General features: G+C 60.6%; 11 protein-coding genes and 1 pseudogene. 7 read left to right on the forward strand and 5 right to left on the reverse strand.

Features of this window, described 5'->3' with window-relative positions; all coding sequences use genetic code 11:
* The first annotated feature begins 46 nt into the window (after nucleotides 1–46).
* On the forward strand, nucleotides 47–970 hold the full coding sequence (locus ACTG1P_RS09965; protein WP_108541051.1) for an SPFH domain-containing protein: 924 nt from the start codon (nucleotides 47–49) through the stop codon (nucleotides 968–970).
* Nucleotides 967–1,422: an NfeD family protein gene (locus ACTG1P_RS09970; RefSeq protein ID WP_440001173.1), complete on the forward strand. Its 456-nt coding sequence runs from the start codon at nucleotides 967–969 to the stop codon at nucleotides 1,420–1,422. The genes ACTG1P_RS09965 and ACTG1P_RS09970 overlap by 4 nt, the downstream gene beginning before the upstream one ends.
* Before the next feature lie 69 nt (nucleotides 1,423–1,491).
* On the opposite strand, the pseudogene ACTG1P_RS09975 reads toward ACTG1P_RS09970, so the two are convergent.
* Nucleotides 1,492–3,596 (reverse strand): annotated as a pseudogene (locus ACTG1P_RS09975) (methyl-accepting chemotaxis protein).
* A gap of 139 nt (nucleotides 3,597–3,735) precedes the next feature.
* Between ACTG1P_RS09975 and nadA the strand changes: the two are divergent.
* A complete protein-coding gene (gene nadA / locus ACTG1P_RS09980) occupies nucleotides 3,736–4,809 on the forward strand; it encodes a quinolinate synthase NadA (protein WP_005335706.1) in 1,074 nt (357 codons plus the stop codon).
* A 70-nt stretch (nucleotides 4,810–4,879) separates the two neighbouring features.
* On the opposite strand, the gene ACTG1P_RS09985 is transcribed toward nadA, so the two are convergent.
* Nucleotides 4,880–5,746, reverse strand: a complete 867-nt coding sequence (locus tag ACTG1P_RS09985; RefSeq protein ID WP_440001174.1) for a D-hexose-6-phosphate mutarotase — start codon at nucleotides 5,744–5,746, stop codon at nucleotides 4,880–4,882.
* Nucleotides 5,747–5,832: 86 nt separating this feature from the next.
* The gene (gene gap / locus ACTG1P_RS09990) at nucleotides 5,833–6,828 is read right to left on the reverse strand and encodes a type I glyceraldehyde-3-phosphate dehydrogenase (protein ID WP_005335708.1); all 996 of its coding nucleotides are present in this window, start codon (nucleotides 6,826–6,828) and stop codon (nucleotides 5,833–5,835) included.
* A 347-nt stretch (nucleotides 6,829–7,175) separates the two neighbouring features.
* Between gap and malQ the strand changes: the two genes are divergently transcribed.
* The 4 genes from malQ (at nucleotide 7,176) to msrB (ending at nucleotide 14,236) form a co-directional block, all read left to right on the forward strand.
* Nucleotides 7,176–9,365 carry a 4-alpha-glucanotransferase gene (gene malQ, locus ACTG1P_RS09995; protein ID WP_440001175.1) on the forward strand — a complete coding sequence of 730 codons (2,190 nt, stop codon included), beginning with the start codon at nucleotides 7,176–7,178 and terminating at the stop codon, nucleotides 9,363–9,365.
* Between the two features lie 82 nt (nucleotides 9,366–9,447).
* Entirely contained in the window at nucleotides 9,448–11,625 is a 2,178-nt protein-coding gene (glgB, locus tag ACTG1P_RS10000; RefSeq protein WP_440001176.1) for a 1,4-alpha-glucan branching protein GlgB, read from the forward strand.
* On the forward strand, nucleotides 11,625–13,781 hold the full coding sequence (gene glgX / locus ACTG1P_RS10005) for a glycogen debranching protein GlgX (protein ID WP_263085497.1): 2,157 nt from the start codon (nucleotides 11,625–11,627) through the stop codon (nucleotides 13,779–13,781). Before glgB ends, glgX begins: the two co-directional genes overlap by 1 nt.
* Before the next feature lie 68 nt (nucleotides 13,782–13,849).
* Nucleotides 13,850–14,236, forward strand: a complete 387-nt coding sequence (gene msrB, locus ACTG1P_RS10010) for a peptide-methionine (R)-S-oxide reductase MsrB (RefSeq protein ID WP_040068248.1) — start codon at nucleotides 13,850–13,852, stop codon at nucleotides 14,234–14,236.
* 73 nt (nucleotides 14,237–14,309) lie between these two features.
* Here the strand turns inward: msrB and chrA are convergent, their stop codons facing one another.
* Together chrA and ACTG1P_RS10020 are read right to left on the reverse strand one after the other, a co-directional pair.
* Entirely contained in the window at nucleotides 14,310–15,476 is a 1,167-nt protein-coding gene (gene chrA, locus ACTG1P_RS10015) for a chromate efflux transporter (protein WP_440001177.1), read from the reverse strand.
* Between the two features lie 67 nt (nucleotides 15,477–15,543).
* Nucleotides 15,544–15,990, reverse strand: a complete 447-nt coding sequence (locus tag ACTG1P_RS10020) for a nucleotide triphosphate diphosphatase NUDT15 (protein WP_346212876.1) — start codon at nucleotides 15,988–15,990, stop codon at nucleotides 15,544–15,546.
* Between the last annotated feature and the right edge of the window lie 5 nt (nucleotides 15,991–15,995).

Consider the following 15,995-nt stretch of genomic DNA (forward strand, 5'->3'; position numbering starts at 1 on the left):
ACGCCAGACCATAGGCTAGGGACTGTGTTTCATAAGGAGCTAAATGATGAATGAATCATTGATTGTGCTAGGGATTTTCGTGTTCCTGGTGCTCGCTACCCTGAGCGCGGGCATCAAGATAGTGCCCCAGGGCTACAACTGGACGGTGGAGCGCTTCGGCCGCTACACCCGCACCCTGACCCCGGGTCTCAACCTGTTGATCCCCTACGTGGATCGGGTCGGCCACAAGATCATCATGATGGAGCAGGTGCTGGACATCCCGGCACAAGAGGTGATCTCTCGCGACAACGCCAACGTCACCATCGACGCCATCAGCTTTATGCAAGTGGTGGATGCCCGCAAAGCGGGTTACGAGGTCAACGATCTCACCAGCGCCATCCGCAATCTCACCATGACCAATATGCGCACCGTGCTCGGCGCCATGGAGCTGGACGAGATGCTCTCCCAGCGGGATACCATCAACGAGAAGTTGCTGCGCACCATGGATGCCGCCACAGCCCCCTGGGGTATCAAGGTGACCCGCATCGAGATTAAAGATGTGCGCCCGCCGCTGGCACTGGTCGAGGCGATGAACGCCCAGATGAAGGCCGAGCGCCAGAAACGGGCCGAGGTGCTGGAAGCCGAAGGGGTGCGCCAGTCCAAGATCCTGAAAGCGGAAGGCGAGAAGCAGTCCCAGATCCTCAAAGCCGAAGGTGAGCGTCAGGCCGCCTTCCTCGCCGCCGAAGCGCGGGAACGGGCAGCCGAAGCGGAAGCCAAGGCGACCCACATGGTCTCTAAAGCCATCGCCGAGGGGGATCTGCAGGCCATCAACTACTTCGTGGCCCAGAAGTACACCGAGGCACTGGCCCGCATCGGTGAAGGCCCCAACAGCAAGATCATCATGATGCCGCTGGAAGCGGGCAGCCTGATTGGCTCGGTGGCTGGCATGGCCGAGCTGTTCAACAAAGATGGCAAGGGCAGCAAGTCATGACAGCCCTGTTAGAGGGGCTGACCCACTGGCACTGGCTGGGGCTCGGCTTCATTCTGCTGGCCATCGAGGTACTCGGCTCGGTGGGCTTTTTGCTCTGGACCGGCATCGCCGCGCTGGAAGTGGGCCTGCTGCTGCTGATCTGGCCCTTTGGCTGGCAGGCGCAGTTGCTGCTGTTTGCGGTGCAATCCCTGCTCACCACCTGGGCCTGGTGGCGCTGGCAGCACCAGCACGACAACTCGGGTCAGGATGCCGCCAGCACCATCAACGAGCGGATGCAGAGCTATATGGGCCGCGAGCTGACCCTGCTGGATGATGTCACCCAAGGCACCAGTCGGGTGCATCTGGACGACACGGTCTGGACGGTGCGCTGTGACGAGTCGCTGCCTGCGGGCAGCAAGGTCAGGGTGGTCGGGGCCGACTCCCACATCCTGCTGGTTGAGCCCCGCCACTGACGCAACTCTGCCGTCGAGTCATAAAAAAGCCCGCGATCGCTCGCGGGCTTTTGTCTCTCTGGCTGCCACTCAGGTACGTAACCGATCGAGCTGACTGGCGAGCGCCGTGGCCGCTTGCTCCAGCGCCTCGCTCAGTTGATGGCTGGAGCTGGCCTCCTGCCCGATCACGTTGGCGGTATCACCGATCCGCATCAAATTCTTGTTGATATCGTCACTGACGGCGCTCTGCTGCTCGGCCGCGGTAGCCACCTGACTGATGTGGTCGTGGATCTGCTGGATCTGTGCCACCACCCGATTGAGCGCCTCGAACGCCTGCTCGGTGCCCTGCACCGTGGTGGTGGAGCGCTCGATGCCGGTATTCATCAGACGTTGACTGCTGCTCACCTCTGTTTGCAGGCTACCAATCAGCTGGCCAATCTCGTCGGTCGATTCACGGGTCTTGGTCGCCAGCGCCCGCACCTCGTCCGCCACCACCGCAAAGCCGCGGCCCATGTCCCCTGCCCGCGCGGCCTCGATGGCGGCATTGAGGGCCAGCAGATTGGTCTGCTCGGCAATGGCGCGGATCACATCGAGGATCCGGCTGATATTGGTGCTGCGCTGGGCCACCAGCGCCACCGCCTTGTCCGCCTCATGCATATCGCCGACCAGAGTATGGATCTCGTTGCGGGCATTGCTGAGGGTCTGCTGGGCGGTATTGATATGGTGGGTCGCTGCTTCCGACTCCTGCGCCGCCTGCTCGGCATAACCCGCCACGCTGACTGCCGTGGTGCTCATCTGATGCATGGCGCTCACCACGCTCTCCAGCTCCAGATTCTGCTCATCCAGACTGTTGCGCATGGTGTCAGCGGTATGTTTCATCTCCCGCGCCTGCTGGTAGACCTGCTGGCCAATCCCCTTGCTCATTTGCACCATGCCCCGCAGCTTGCCGAGGAAGGCATTGAGCTGGGAGCCAAGATCGATCAGCTCCTGATGGGTATCGATCTCCATCTGCTGGGCAGGTCCCCCTCGTTGCTGGAGAGATGGCCCACATGGCGGCTGATAAGGGAAAGCGGCGCTGTGATGGTCTGGATAAACCAGACCAGCAGCCCCAGCACCAACAGGGTGATACCGCCCATGGCGATGATCTGCTGCCGCTGGCCATCCACCAGCAGGGTGCCCAGTTCATTGCTTATGGCGTGCGCCTTGCTCAGAGCCAGAGCCTTGGGCACCTTGATCATCAACCACCACTGGGTATTGGCTGCCTCAACCCGAATGGGCTGATGAAGAATAAAGTCACTGTCGCTGCTGACCGGCTGACCGTCAGGCAGGGTCAGGCCCACCTCCTTGAGTGGACGGCCCAGCTTGTCGGCATAGCGGTTGCTGCCTACTATCAGCCCCATCTTGCTGACCAGGGTCACATCCGCCTTGTTGTCATAGAGGCTCTTGCCAAGGTTTTCAGCCAGTTGCTGGAAGATGGGCAGGTTCATATCCACCCCGGCCAGCCCGACAAACTTGCCGTCACGCAGCACGGGTACCGTCAGACTGGTCATCAGCATCTTGTTGCCCGGGCTGATTTCGTAGAGGTAGGGCTCCATCAGGCAGGGCTGGCGGGTATCGCGACCACAGAGATACCACTCGCTGTTGCGAATGCCGAACTCGTTGAGGGAGGTATCAAACTTGGCCTCGCTGGCGGCGGCATCCACCGGCTGCTGGGCCACGGTGCCCCCCTGATCCTTGGTAAAGTAGATCTCCATGCTCCCCTTGCCCGCCACCGAGTGACTGGCTCCGCCCAGCCAGTTGCCATCCTCGCCGTCATAACCATCCGGTTCAAACTGGGCGTAGATGGAGCTGATCCCGCTCGCCTGCTGCAAGCTGCTGTCGAGCAGAAACTCGACTTGGGGCCGCGACAACCGCAGCGCTGGCTTGCCCATCCCTGCTTCAATCTGGGCAGTCACGGTCAGGGGGATCTGATAGGAGTTCTGCATCAGCGAAGCAATCTGGATGGCATAGCGCTCCGCCTGATACTGCAGGCTGTGGGAGACCTCTTGTTCCAGCGCATCGCTGGTCTGGGTCATCACCATGCCACGGAGGGTACTGAAAGAGGCTGACTGCAACAGGGTCATGGCCAGCCCGGTCAGCAGAAACAGTCCCATGGTCAGGCACAACAATTTGAACTTGAGGGAACGTTGCTTCATGCGACAACTCCTTATGGCAGCGTGACAACGAATTAATTGAGTATATTCGTCCACTTGCAGCTCACCGGATTTGTGATGGGTTTGTCGTCGGCTTCTGGTTATAATTTTGGCCTTCCCGAGCGTTGATGGAACAGTCGCAATGAGCAATGCACTGAGCAGTGTCCCGCCGGTAGTCGCGATGGACTACCCCTTTCCGGCCAAACCTCTTCCCCTGAGTGCCGAGCAGAGAACGACCTTGACCACAGAAATCAAGGCGCTGCTCAAGGAGCGCAAGGCGGTACTGGTTGCCCACTACTACACGGATCCCGAGATCCAGGCGCTGGCCGAAGCCACCGGTGGTTTCGTTGGCGACTCGCTGGAGATGGCCCGCTTTGGCCGCGATCACGAGGCGCAGACCCTGATCGTTGCCGGGGTGCGCTTCATGGGCGAAACCTCCAAGATCCTGAGCCCCCACAAACGGGTGCTGATGCCGACGCTGGAGGCCGAATGTTCCCTCGATCTGGGCTGCCCCATCGAGCAGTTCTCTGCCTTCTGCGATGCCAACCCGGATCATACCGTGGTGGTCTATGCCAATACCTCGGCGGCGGTCAAGGCGCGGGCTGACTGGGTGGTGACCTCCAGCATCGCGCTGGAGATCGTCGAGCACCTCGACAGTCTGGGGCACAAGATCATCTGGGGCCCGGATCGCCATCTGGGTGCCTATATCGAGAAGAAGACCGGGGCGCAAATGCTGCGCTGGCAGGGCCACTGCATCGTCCACGACGAGTTCAAGGCCCGCGCCCTGCGCGAGCTGAAAGAGCAGAATCCGGACGCCGCCGTGCTGGTTCATCCGGAATCCCCCGCCTCGGTGATCGAGCTGGCCGATGCGGTGGGCTCCACCAGCCAGCTGATCAAGGCGGCCAAGGAGCTACCCCAGCAGAAGCTGATCGTGGCGACCGATCGGGGCATCTTCTACAAGATGCAGCAGGCCTGTCCGGAGAAAGAGATGGTGGAAGCCCCGACCGGTGGCGATGGCGCTACCTGCCGCAGCTGCGCCCACTGCCCCTGGATGGCGATGAACGGTCTGGTAGCGATCAAGGAGGCCCTCACCGATGGTGCCGAGCGCCACGAGATCCATGTCGACGAAGATCTGCGGGTCAAAGCCTTGATCCCCCTCGACCGGATGCTCAATTTCGCCGCCGAACTTAAGCTCAAGACCCAGGGCAACGCCTGATTGCCGCCGTCACGAGATGCAAAGAGGGCTCCCGCGGGAGCCCTCTTTATTTATCTGAACCTAATCCAACTCAGATGATTACGGTGGAGAGGCTGTACTCTTCATCCGGTGCGACGGTCACCCCAGCGTCGCCGGCGATGGCCGCTTCGACGCAGAGCATGGTGCGATAGCCATCGTCGCTCATGTCGGCCATGGCGGTGGCCCCTTCCAGCCAGGGAGTCCAGACCACTACGCTGTCGTGGTTGCCGCTCACTACCCGAGTCTCGCGCTCACCATCCTGCACGCTCACCAGTGCCTCTGGCTGCCAGTAGACCCGATCCAGCGGCCCGTTCAGGGTCAATGCACCCTGCTGTTTGGCATCCTGTCCGGTCAGCTTGTCGGCATAGGGCTCACCCAGACCGCTCACGCTCACCGCTTCCGGCGCACTGATGGTCAGATAGGTGTGCAGCGCACCGCTGTAAGTCAGCGGCTGGGCACCTGTGTTGCGAGTGGTCAGCACCAGCGAGAGCTCTTTGCCCACCAGCACATCCAGCTCCAGCTCGAAGGCGTGATCCCACAGGGCACGGGTCGCATCGCTGTCGCTCAGGGAGAGATGAACGAGCGTGCCATCGGCGTGATCTGAGACTCCGTCCAGCATCCAGAGGGTGGTACGGGCAAAACCGTGGGAGGGCTTGCCGCTACCGACGCGGGCAGGCGCCGGGCCAAACCAGGGCCAGCAGATCGGGATACCACCGCGAACAGGCTTGCTGCCATCCAGCACCGCCTTGTCACTCAGCCAGATGGAGGCCGGCTCGCCATGACGCTGATAGCTCAGCACATGGGCGCCAAACAGGCTGATCTCGGCCTTGGCATAGTCGTTGTTGATGGTGAGAACCGGCAGACCGGCCGCATTGTTGGCAAGCTTGCAATTGGCTGTCAGGGGACGAATGGATTGCATGTGGACTCCTGTCATCAGGGGAAACCGAAAAACAAAAAGGCGGCCAATGGCCGCCTTTTTCAAGCTACGCGATTGCGCATCCCAAATTACTTGGAGATGTGAGCGATCAGGTCCAGAACTTTGCTGGAGTAGCCCATTTCGTTGTCGTACCAGGATACAACTTTAACGAATTTGTCGTTCAGCTGGATACCAGCCTTGGCATCGAATACGGAGGTCTGACGCTCACCCAGGAAGTCGGTAGATACAACTTCGTCTTCGGTGTAGCCCAGAACGCCTTTCATAGCGCCTTCGGAAGCAGCTTTCATCGCTTCGCAGATTTCTGCGTAGGTGGCAGCTTTCTTCAGGTTAACGGTCAGGTCAACAACAGACACGTCCGGAGTCGGAACACGGAAAGCCATACCAGTCAGCAGGCCTTTCAGTTCCGGGATAACTACGCCAACAGCTTTGGCAGCACCGGTAGAGGACGGGATGATGTTCTGAGCCGCACCGCGGCCACCGCGCCAGTCTTTGGCAGACGGACCATCAACGGTCTTCTGGGTAGCAGTGGTAGCGTGAACGGTGGTCATCAGGCCAGACTCGATACCGAAGGTATCGTTCAGAACCTTGGCGATCGGTGCCAGGCAGTTGGTGGTGCAGGAAGCGTTGGAAACGATGTCCTGGCCAGCGTAGGTAGAGTCGTTAACACCCATTACGAACATCGGGGTAGCGTCTTTGGACGGGCCAGTCAGAACAACTTTCTTGGCACCAGCAGCGATGTGCTTACGAGCAGTCTCGTCGGTCAGGAACAGACCGGTAGCTTCAGCAACAACGTCAACACCGATTTCGCCCCACTTCAGGTTGGCCGGGTCACGCTCAGCGGTAACACGTACGGTTTTGCCGTTTACAACCAGGTTGCCGTCTTTAACTTCAACGGTACCGTTGAAACGACCGTGAGTTGAATCGTACTTCAGCATGTAAGCCATGTAGTCAACATCGATCAGGTCGTTGATACCAACAACTTCGATGTCTGCACGCTCGCAAGCCAGACGGAATACGAAACGACCGATACGGCCAAAACCGTTAATACCTACTTTGATAGTCATATTTAGTTACCTAACTGTTCAGTAGTCAAAGAAAATTCCGCTTGTAAATTTACTAGAACTCTCCGGTGAGTCAACCAACATTCTGTCTGAAATTGCGCTATATCATGAAAAACTGTGAAATTAATTTTCTGTTTATGTAACTGATTACCACGTTTTGACGAAAAAAGTGCCAGATCGTGGCATCGCGCAGATATCAACAATAGTGCCTACTCGGTCACACAACCATTCACAGAGATATGTAAAAATGTGCGCGGTTTAGCATGGCCAAAGAGCCACTGTTCAAGTACCACCCCATAAAAATCAAACAAAATAGTATAGATAGAATCCACAGCGGGAATTCTCAAACTATGACCACCCTGATTGAACAGCTGGCTGCCGCAAAAGGTATCGCCAGCGAGTATGTCGATGCCTGGGGCCACCCGGCCCAGGTATCAGAAGAGAGCAAGGCCGCCATGCTGGGCGCCATGGGCTACCGCGTCGATGACGAGGCCGCACTGGTGCAGCAGCTGGAAGAGGAGCATCGCCAGCACTGGCTGCGGGCGCTGGATCCTGTGATGGTGGTTCGCACCGGCGACGCCGTTACCCTTGAGGTTCGCCTCCCCATCGAATTCGTCAACGACGCCCTCACCTGGCAGCTCCAGCAGGAGCAGGGTGCTGTGCTGTCCGGTCAATTCACCCCCATCGAGGGTGAGCTGGTCGGCGTGGCCGAGTTCGAGGAGATGGAGTGCCAGGCCTATCGCGTCACGCTGGATATGGCCCCTGAGCTGGGTTATCACCAGCTGGTGCTGCTGGAAGAGGGCAATGACGAGCCGCTGGCCACCATGCGCCTCATCGTCGCCCCCAAGGCCTGCTACAAACAGGCGCCGATTGCCAATGGCCGCAAGGTATGGGGCCCGAGCGTGCAGCTCTACTGCCTGCGCAGCCGCCACAACTGGGGTATCGGTGATTTCAGCGATCTGGGCCAGCTGGTCGAGAAAGCCGCAGCCTGGGGTGCCCACTTCGTCGGCCTTAACCCTATCCATGCCCTCTATCCGGCCAATCCGGAGAGCGCCAGTCCCTACAGCCCCTCTTCCCGTCGCTGGCTCAACGTGGCCTATATCAATGTGGAAGCGGTGCCCGAATTCCAGCAGAGCGCTCGCCTGAAAGCAGAAGTGGCAAGCCCTGCCTTCCAGCAACATCTGGCCGACCTGCGCGCCAAAGAGAACGTCGATTACACCGGCGTGATCCAGACCAAACTCGGCATGCTGCGTCAGGTGTTCGACGAAGCGAGCCTTGGCGCCGAGCGTCAGGCCGCCTTTGATGCCTTCGTGGCCGCCGGTGGCGACAGCCTGCAACAGCAGGCAGCATTTGATGCCCTGCAGGCCTACTTCTATGCCAAAGGAGAAAATGCCTGGGGCTGGCCGGTATGGCCGCAGGAGCTGCGCGATTACCACAACCCTGCCGTTGCCGCCTGGATGGCCGAGCACCCGCAAGATGTCAACTTCTATCTCTATCTGCAGTTCCTGGCTGATGAGCAATTGGCGCAAGCCGATGCCCGTGCCAAGGCTGCCGGCATGGTGATGGGTATCTACCGGGATCTGGCAGTGGGCGTCTCGGAAGGTTCCACCGAGATCTGGGCCAACCAGGATCTCTACTGCCCGAAAGCCTCGGTCGGTGCGCCGCCCGATATCCTCGGCCCGCTCGGTCAGAACTGGGGCCTGCCCCCGATGAACCCGAACAAGCTGTTTGAAGCGGCCTACCAGCCGATGGTGGACTTGTTCCGTGCCAACATGCGCTCCTGTGGCGCTCTGCGCATCGACCACGTAATGGCCTTGCTGCGCCTGTGGTGGGTACCGCCCGGAGAGTCCGCCGCCAAGGGCGCCTACATCTACTATCCGGTCAACGATCTGCTGGGTATTCTGGCCCTCGAATCCCACCGCAATCAGTGCCTGCTGATCGGCGAGGATCTGGGTACCGTGCCGGAGGGGATCGACGTGACCCTGAAAGAGAATGGCGTTCACTCCTACAAGGTGTTCTTCTTCGAACGCTCCAAGGAAGATGGCGGCTTTATCTCCCCGGCGCACTACACCGAGCAGGCGATGTCGGCCCTGACCACCCACGACATGCCGACCCTCAAGGGCTTCTGGCACTGCGATGATCTGGCGCTCGGCCGTCAACTGGGTCTGTATCCGGATGAAGATGTATTGAAGACTCTGTATGCTGATCGTCACCAGGCCAAACAGCGGATCCTCGACAGCTTGCATGCCCACAAGGTCATCTCTGACAACATCAGTCATGACGTGAACTGGGTCGGCATGAACACCGAACTCAACCACGGTCTGCAGATCCATATGTCCCGCGGCAGCTGCGCCCTGTTCAGTACCCAGCTGGAAGACTGGCTGGAGATGGACAAGCCGGTCAACGTACCGGGCACCAGTTACGAATACCCCAACTGGCGCCGCAAGCTCTCCGCTGATCTGGAAGATATTTTTGCCAATGAGGCACTCAAGGCACTGGCTGGCAAGATGAGCCAAGCCCGTGATGAGGCCAGTCGTTGAGACGCTGTCTCCCACAGCGCTCTCACCTAAATCCACTCCGGCTTCGGCCGGAGTGGATGCTCTGTCATGAAAGGAAATCTCGATGCTCGTTGAACGTTTGGTTGCTGCCCGCTGTTCCGATCCCTTCTCTCACTTAGGCCTGCAGGCCAATCCGGATGGGCCCGGCCTCAAACTGACCGCCTGGTTGCCTGATGCCCTCGAAGTCCGCGTCAAGGATCTCAAGTCGGGCAAAGTCGTTGCCACCCTGGCGCCCACCGATGAATCGGGTCTTTTTGAAACTGTTTTCACCCGCCGCAAAAACTCCTTCCCCTATCAGCTGCTCGCCAGCTACCAAGATGCCACCACCGAGGTCATCGACCCCTATCAGTTTCAGGATGCCGCCTGGGCAGGCTTGGCCGAACTGACCGCCCAGCCGGAAAACCTCTACCACACCCTTGGCGCCCAGCTGCGCACCGTGGAGCATCTTGGCCAGCAGGTGGAAGGGGTACGTTTTGCGGTCTATGCGCCGAGCGCCACCGCCGTGAGCCTCATCGGCGATTTCAACTTCTGGGATGGCCGCCGCCATCCGATGCAGCGAAGCCTCTGCGGTCACTGGGTGCTGTTTGTGCCGGGCCTCAAGGCCGGGGATCGCTACAAGTTCGAGCTCAAGGATCCCATGGGCAACCGGTTGCCCCACAAGAGCGATCCGGTCGGCTTTTACTGCGAGCAGTATCCGTCGTTCGCCTCCGTGGTCTATGACCACACCCAGTACCAGTGGCAGGATGCCGAGTGGATTGCCAGCCAGCACAACGACAAGCGTGAGCAGCCGCTCTCCATCTATGAGCTGCATGTCGGCTCCTGGAAGCGCCACCCCAACGGCGACAGCCTGAGCTGGCGCGAGCTGGCAATGGAGCTGGTCGCCTACGTCAAGGAGATGGAGTACACCCACATCGAGCTGCTGCCGGTCTCCGAGCACCCTTTCAGCGGCTCCTGGGGCTACCAGCCGGTGGGTATGTTCTCCCCCACCAGCCGCTACGGCACCGCTGATGATTTCAAATACTTCGTCGACCAGTGCCACCAGGCCGGGATCGGCATCATTCTGGACTGGGTGCCCGCCCACTTCCCGTCCGATGCCCACGGCCTGGCCCGTTTCGATGGCACCCCGCTCTACGAGTACGAGGATCCGCGCCGTGGCTGGCACCCGGACTGGAACTCCTACATCTACGACTTTGGCCGCGACACAGTACGCCAGTTCCTGGTGGCGAGCGCCCTGTTCTGGCTCGACAAGTTCCACATCGACGGACTGCGGGTGGATGCGGTCGCCTCCATGCTCTATCTGGATTACTCCCGCAACGCCGGTGAATGGGTACCGAACGTCGATGGCGGCAACCACAACTACGAGGCGATCAGCCTCTTGAAGTGGACCAACGAGGAGGTCTACGGCAAGTTTCCCCACGCCATGACCATAGCCGAAGAGTCCACCGCCTTTGCCGGCGTCTCCCGCCCCACCTTCCTCGGCGGCCTCGGCTTTGGCTTCAAGTGGAATATGGGCTGGATGCACGACACCCTCACCTATATGCAGAAAGAGCCGATCCACCGCCGCTACCACCACAACGACATGACCTTCTCCATGGTTTACCACTATGACGAGAACTTCATCCTGTCGCTCTCCCACGACGAGGTGGTACACGGCAAGCACTCCATGCTCTACAAGATGCCGGGCGACGAGTGGCAGCAGGCAGCCAACCTGCGGGCCTATATGGGCTTCATGTACGCCCACCCGGGCAAGAAGCTCAACTTCATGGGCACCGAGATCGCCCAAAGCAACGAGTGGAACCACGACGCCCAGCTGCCGTGGCACCTGCTGCAATATCCCAAGCATGCCGGTCAGCAGCGGCTGATCCACGATCTCAACCACCTCTACCGTCATGAGCCTGCCTTGTATCAGGCCGATTATGAGCAGACCGGCTTCCGCTGGCTGGATCACAACGATGCCGACAACAGCATCTTTGCCTGGCTGCGGGCGGACAAAGAGGGCAAGCAGGCTATTGTGGTGGCTTGCAACTTCACCCCGGTGCCCCGTATCGAATATCGGATCGGCGTCCCTGCGGCGGGCCACTATCGGGTGGTGCTCAACACCGACAGCGAGTATTACTGGGGCAGTAACTATGATGTAGGTCTGGTGTTCGCTGCCGAGCCGACCCCCTGGCAGGGGATGGCACACAGCATAGTGCTGGATCTGCCGCCGCTGGCGACCTTGTTTATCAAACAGGAGTCTTGATGCTTGTAATGGAAAAAGGGGTGGGCCACCCGCTGGGGGCCCGCCTTGACGAGAACGGTTGCCACTTCTGCGTCTGGGCCCCCCAGTCGGACAAGGTGGAGATCTGCCTGTACGACGAGCAGGAGCAGGAGCTGATGCGGCTGGAGTTGCCCGGCCGCCGTGGCCAGTATCGCTTTGGCTACGTGCGCGGTGTAAAGGCCGGTCAGCGCTACGGCTATCGGGTCTATGGCACCCCGCAGGAGGGGATGCTGTTCGATCCGCAAAAACTTCTGATTGACCCCTACGCCAGGGCGCTCAGTCGTCCCACCTACTGGGATGAAGCCCTCTATCAGGGGGACAGCGCCGGGATGATTGCCAAGTCGGTGGTAGTGGATGACAGCTTTGACTGGCAAGGGGTTGGCAAACCCGGGATCAGCCCAGCCCGCACCATTATCTATGAAACCCATGTCAAGGGCTTTACCAAGCAGCACCCGGGGATCCCCAAAGCGCTGCAGGGCACCTACCTTGGCATCAGTCACCCGCTGGTCATCGAACATATGAAGAGCCTCGGCATCACCTCGGTGCAGCTGATGCCGGTGGCCGCCTTCATGTCGGAACCGCGACTGGAGCAGTTGGGACTGACCAACTACTGGGGCTACAACCCCATCGCCTTCTTCGCCCCGGAGCCACGCTACAGCACCAGGGCCGACGAGGCGGTGACCGAGTTCAAGACCATGGTGCGCGAGCTGCACCGGGCCGGGCTCGAGGTGATCCTGGATGTGGTCTACAACCACACTGCCGCCTCTGGCTTCGACGGCCCCACCCTCTCGTTCAAGGGCTTTGACAACGCCGGTTACTACGCCTTCGAAGCGGGCCCCCACGGCCCGGACTACACCCGTCACGCCAACGTGACCGGTTGTGGCAACAGCGTCAATCTGGATCACCCCAACACCCTGCGGCTGGTGCTCGATGCTCTGCGTTACTGGGTCACCGAGATGCAGGTGGATGGCTTCCGTTTCGATCTGGCGGTGACGCTGGCGCGGGAAGCGGGGGAGTTCGAGCCCATGGGCGCCTTCTTCAAGGCCGTGATGGCCGACCCTGTGCTGTCACAGGTCAAACTCATCGCCGAACCCTGGGACATCGGTCCCTTCGGCTACCGGCTGGGTCAATTCCCGAGCCAGTGGCAGGAGATCAACGACCGCTACCGCGACACGGTGCGCGCCTTCTGGCGCGGTGATGCGGGCAAGATGGGGGACTTTGCCACCCGCTTGGTAGGTTCGCGGGATATCTTCCCGAAGAACTGGCGCTCCCCCCACACCAGCGTCAACTACCTCTGCTATCACGACGGTTTCACCCTGGAAGATCTGGTCTCCTACAACCAGCGCCACAATCAGGCCAACGGTGAAGACAATCGGGACGGTCACGGCAACAACCTCTCCTATAACCACGGGGTAGAGGGGCCGACCCTGGATCCGCGGGTCAACAGCCTGCGCCAGCAGCAGAAGCGCAATCTGATTGCCACCCTGCTGCTCTCCCAAGGCACTCCCCACTTCCTCGCCGGCGACGAGATGGGACGCAGCCAGCTTGGCAATAACAACGCCTACTGTCAGGACAACCAGATCAGCTGGGTCAACTGGCAGTGGCGGCCGGAGGATGAGCGGCTGTTCGCCTTCACCCAGCAGATGATGGCACTGCGGGCAGAGTCCTGCGTCTTCTCCAACCTGCAGCTGAGCGACGACAGCTGGAATGGCGCACCGTCCAGCTGCCATCAGGTCAACTGGTATCACCCGGACGGCCACCAGCTCACCGATCAGGATTGGCACGCCCCTATGGGGCAGGCGTTCGCCATGGATATCGGCATGATCAACTGTGTCGGCGAGCGCTGGTACGTGCTGTTCAACGCCAGCGATTATGACATCCAGTTCCGCCTGCCACCGCCGGGGGAAGGGCTGGAGTGGATCCAGACCATCGACACCGCCACCAACGATGGGCTGCCCTTCCTGCCCGATGACATCAAACGGCAGGTGGCGGTCGGCCGGGCCCACTCCCTCAAACTGCTGGAGCGGGTGGCGCTGGCCAGCACGGCGGAGGATGCCCAGCCACCGCAGCAGGAAATTCTCCCTGCATCCGGTGAGGAGATGGTTGCCACCTCGATCACAGATACAGGCAAAGCATAAGAGGCATGCTGGAGTCAGCTTTACGGAGCCGCTATGCTGGGCTCCGGTATGGATGGCAAGGAGTCGGTATGAGCAGTAACAATCCGGAACAGTGGCGCAGCAAACTGACCGCCGAGCAGTTTCACGTCTGCTGGGAGAAGGGCACCGAGCGCCCCTACAGCGGCGCCCTGCTCCACAATCGCAAGAGCGGCGACTACCTCTGTGTCTGCTGCAAGAGCGTGCTGTTTCACTCAGGAGCCAAGTTTGATTCCGGCTGCGGCTGGCCCTCGTTCGACAAGGCCATCGAGGGGACGGTGGAGTACACCGAGGACAACAGCCACGGCATGAAGCGAGTGGAGATCACCTGCCGCCAGTGCGGCTCTCACCTCGGTCACGTCTTCCCCGATGGGCCGACCGAGACAGGCCAGCGCTACTGCGTCAACAGCCTGAGTCTGGATTTCGATCCCGACGCTTAAGCGGCTGACCCATTGCAATAAAAACGGCGCCTCCATCACGGAGGCGCCGTTTTTTATCGGGATTTCACCGCATTCACGCCAGCAGGATAGCAGCCATCACCAACAGGGCCGCGATGGCCGGTATCGGCAGCTTCACCACCCGCAGCAGATAAAAGCCGATGGCCGCCAGCGCCAGATCGGTCGGCGCCAGCACGGCGCTCTGCCATACCGGCTGATAGAGGGCCGCCAGCAACAAGCCCACTACGGCGGCGTTGATACCAGTGACGGCCCCCGCCAGACGGGGCTGAGCCAGCCACTGTTGCCAGCAGGGGCCCACCGCCCAGAGCAGCAGAAAGCCGGGAACAAAGAGCGCCAGGGTCGCCAACAGGGCCGCGATCATCGGCATTTCTGGCTGCAACTGGGCGCCAAGATAGGTGGCAAGGGTAAACATGGGGCCCGGCACCAACTGGGCCAGGCTGTAACCGGTCAGAAACTGCTGCTCGTTGAGAGTGTGGCCCACGCTCTCTTGCAGCAGCGGCAGCACCACATGGCCACCACCAAACACCAGACTACCGGCGCGATAGAAGTCGGCAACCAGTTGACCAAGCGGACTACCGAGCAGCGGCAGACCGATAAAAAGGACGCCAAACAGCAACAGGGTCGGCCAATGAGGCTGACTGCTGGCGGCAGCAGGCAGCTCAGCGGTGGCTGGCACACTGCCCGCCCCGCGCTGGCTGCGGGCGCAGATCAGCGCCGCTCCCACCAGCATCAACAGTTGAGTCAGCAGACCGGGCTGCCACCAGAGTGCGGCTGCGGTCACCACCATGATCCCTTGGGTCATTCCCGTGGCACAGAACTGACGACTCATGGTGAGCACCGCATCGGCCACCACGATGAGCGCCAGCAGCTTGAGGCCATGCAGCGCCGCATCGAGCCACAAATTGCTGCCCAGCTGGCCGATGCCGATCGCGGCCGCCAGTAGCAGAAGAAATGAGGGCAGCGTGAAGCCAAGAAAAGCTGAGAGCGCCCCGCCCAGACCGGCGCGATGACGACCGATGGCGAAACCAAGCTGGCTGGAGGCGGGCCCCGGCAGCAGTTGGCACAGCGCCAGCAAGCGGGCAAATTCGGCCTGTGTCAGCCAGCCGAGCCGCTGGACGAAGGTACGCTGGAAATAGCCGATATGAGCGGCCGGACCACCAAAGCTGATGCATCCCAGCCATAAAAACTGAATAAATACCTGCCCCACGATCTTCCCCCTCATCCCTCTTCTCCCGATGGAGAGGAGATATTATGACAGCGCGATGATCGTTTTATGACAATCAGACTGATTAGGCCGACACCATGGGCACATCACCCGGCAGATAGCAGCGTCCCGCCAGCCAGCAGGCGATGGACTGACGGCTGGCATCGAAGTGGGGCTCGGGCAACTCGCGCGGATCGCACCAGACCCAGCCTTCGCACTTCTCCGGCTCCAGCAGCTGCGGCTCACCATCGGCCCGGGCGTGCAACGTCACCGAGATATAGTGCAGCCCGCTCTCGCGCCAGGTCTCCAGATTGTTGGTCACCGCCACCACCTCGGGCCCGTGGATCTCCAGTCCCGTCTCCTCGGCCACTTCGCGGATCGCCGCCGACTCGAAGCTCTCCCCCAACTCCAGATGACCACCCGGGATCGACCAGTAGGGGGCATGGCTCCCTTTGCGTTTGCCAAGCAGCACCAGGCCTTGGGCGTTGGTCAGGATGACGCCGACCCCGACGCGGGGATAGAGAGTGGACATGAAAA

The organism is Aeromonas sp. 11P (assembly GCF_051920165.1).
GTDB classification, from domain to species: Bacteria; Pseudomonadota; Gammaproteobacteria; order Enterobacterales; family Aeromonadaceae; genus Aeromonas; species Aeromonas veronii.

Bases quoted from the DNA above. Each gene is read 5' to 3' on its own strand.
- ACTG1P_RS09965 (WP_108541051.1), top strand. From the start codon at position 47: ATGAATGAATCATTGATTGTGCTAGGGATTTTCGTGTTCCTGGTGCTC.
- ACTG1P_RS09970 (WP_440001173.1), top strand. From the start codon at position 967: ATGACAGCCCTGTTAGAGGGGCTGACCCACTGGCACTGGCTGGGGCTC.
- nadA (WP_005335706.1), top strand. From the start codon at position 3,736: ATGAGCAATGCACTGAGCAGTGTCCCGCCGGTAGTCGCGATGGACTAC.
- ACTG1P_RS09985 (WP_440001174.1), bottom strand. From the start codon at position 5,746: ATGCAATCCATTCGTCCCCTGACAGCCAATTGCAAGCTTGCCAACAAT.
- gap (WP_005335708.1), bottom strand. From the start codon at position 6,828: ATGACTATCAAAGTAGGTATTAACGGTTTTGGCCGTATCGGTCGTTTC.
- malQ (WP_440001175.1), top strand. From the start codon at position 7,176: ATGACCACCCTGATTGAACAGCTGGCTGCCGCAAAAGGTATCGCCAGC.
- glgB (WP_440001176.1), top strand. From the start codon at position 9,448: ATGCTCGTTGAACGTTTGGTTGCTGCCCGCTGTTCCGATCCCTTCTCT.
- glgX (WP_263085497.1), top strand. From the start codon at position 11,625: ATGCTTGTAATGGAAAAAGGGGTGGGCCACCCGCTGGGGGCCCGCCTT.
- msrB (WP_040068248.1), top strand. From the start codon at position 13,850: ATGAGCAGTAACAATCCGGAACAGTGGCGCAGCAAACTGACCGCCGAG.
- chrA (WP_440001177.1), bottom strand. From the start codon at position 15,476: ATGAGGGGGAAGATCGTGGGGCAGGTATTTATTCAGTTTTTATGGCTG.
- ACTG1P_RS10020 (WP_346212876.1), bottom strand. From the start codon at position 15,990: ATGTCCACTCTCTATCCCCGCGTCGGGGTCGGCGTCATCCTGACCAAC.